This is a genomic window from Burkholderia sp. Ax-1720, from assembly GCF_011753035.1.
Lineage (GTDB): Bacteria > Pseudomonadota > Gammaproteobacteria > Burkholderiales > Burkholderiaceae > Burkholderia > Burkholderia gladioli.
This window is the reverse complement of sequence record NZ_VWWK01000393.1, coordinates 1-1888: the sequence shown is the minus strand read 5'-3', so window position 1 is coordinate 1888 and position 1888 is coordinate 1. Positions and strand designations below refer to the sequence as shown.

The window sequence follows — 1888 nt, the reverse complement described above, 5'->3', positions numbered from 1 at the left end:
GGCGGCCGACCGCGAGCGCGCGGCCGAGGCGCAGCGCCGCTTCGTCGAGGCGCAGCACCGCGCGGCCGCCAATCGCGCGCTGCCGGCCGCCACGCTCGACGGCCATGTGCTGGAGATCGGCGCGAACATCACGCGCCCGGCGCAGGTGAAGGCGGCGATCGAGAACGGCGCCGACGGCGTCGGCCTGATGCGCACCGAGTTCCTGTTCCTGGAGCGCCACGACGCGCCCGACGAGGAGGAGCAATACGCCTGCTACCGGCAGATGGTGGAAGCCAGCGGCGGGCGGCACCTGATCATCCGCACGCTCGACATCGGCGGCGACAAGCAGGTGCCCTACCTGAACCTGCCGCGCGAATCGAATCCCTTCCTCGGCGTGCGCGGGCTGCGGCTGTGCCTGCGCCGGCCCGACCTGTTCGTGCCGCAGTTGCGCGCGCTCTATCGTGCCGCCATGCACGGGCCGCTGTGGATCATGTTCCCGATGGTGTCCACGCTCGACGAGGCGCGCCAGGCGATCGCGCTGGCCGAGACGGTGCGCGCCGAGCTCGACGCGCCGAAGGTGCCGCTCGGCATCATGGTGGAGACGCCTTCGGCTGCCGCGCTGGCCGACCATTTCGCCGAGCTCGTCGACTTCTTCTCGATCGGCACCAACGACCTCACGCAATACGTGCTGGCCATCGATCGCGAGCATCCTGAACTGGCGCGGATGGCCGAGAGCCTGCATCCGGCCGTGCTGCGCATGATCGCGCAGACGGTGGACGGCGCGCGCCGGCATCGCAAGTGGGTCGGCGTGTGCGGCGGGCTGGCCGGCGAGCCGCTGGGCGCGGCGATCCTGGCGGGGCTGGGCGTCGACGAGCTGTCGATGAGCGTGCGCGATATCCCGGCCGTGAAGACGCGGCTGCGCGCTTCGCGGCTCGATGCGCTGCGCGCGCTGGCGCGTCGCGCGCTCGATGCCGCCGATGTCGACGCCGTGCGCGCGCTCGACGGCGGCGAATGCGGCGAAGGCGGCCCGACCGGCGAGACCCGGGACGAGGCGGCCGCATGAGCATCACGATCCGATCGGCGACAAACGCCGCGCGCGTGGTGGTGACCGTCACGCCGAATCCCGCGCTCGACCAGACCGTGCGCGTGGCCGGCCTCGCGCTGGGCGCCGTGAACCAGGCCGAATCGCTCGAGATCAACGCGGGTGGCAAGGGCGTCAACGTCGCCGGCTGCCTGGCCGACTACGGCATCGCCACGATCGTCACGGGCCTGCTCGGCCGCGAGGGCAGCGAGGCCTTCGAGACCATGTTCGCCCGCAAGCGCATCGACGATCGTTTCGTGCGCATCGCCGGACGCACGCGGACCAACGTCAAGCTGGTCGATCCGGCGCGCGGCCAGACCACCGATATCAATCTCGCCACCGCGCGCGCCACGGCGCAGGACCTGGCGGCGCTGGAGGCGCGGCTCGCCTCGCTGGCGGCGCCGGGGCGCTGGTTCGTGCTGGCCGGCAGCCTGCCGCCCGGCATCGACGCGGACTTCTATCGCCGCGCCACGCGCTCGCTGCACGAGGCGGGCGCGCGCGTCGCGCTCGATACCAGCGGCGCGGCGCTGGCCGCGGCGCTGGGCTCGGGCGATCCGCTCGAGCTGCCCGACCTGGTCAAGCCCAATCGCGAGGAACTGGCGGCGGCGCTGGGCCGGCCGCTGGAGAGCCGCGAGGCGCTGCTCGATGCGGCGCGCGAGCTGGTGGCGCGCGGCATACGCCATGTTGCCGTCTCGCTCGGCGAGCAGGGCGCATTCGGCCTCTGCACGACCGGCTCGGCCGAACTCGACGGTTTTCACGCGGCGCCCTTGCAGGTGCCGGTGGCCAGCACGGTGGGCGCGGGCGACGCCTTCGTCGCCGGGCTGGTGG

Annotated in this window: 2 protein-coding genes; both read left to right on the top strand. The window is 73.2% G+C overall.

All coding sequences use genetic code 11. The features are described from left to right. Positions 1-1042 (top strand): phosphoenolpyruvate--protein phosphotransferase (locus F3J18_RS37070; RefSeq protein WP_166917134.1); only part of this gene is annotated, 1042 nt, incomplete at its 5' end. After that, on the top strand, positions 1039-1888 hold an 850-nt coding region (locus tag F3J18_RS37065; RefSeq protein WP_166917132.1), incomplete at its 3' end, for a 1-phosphofructokinase family hexose kinase. The genes F3J18_RS37070 and F3J18_RS37065, both read left to right, overlap by 4 nt.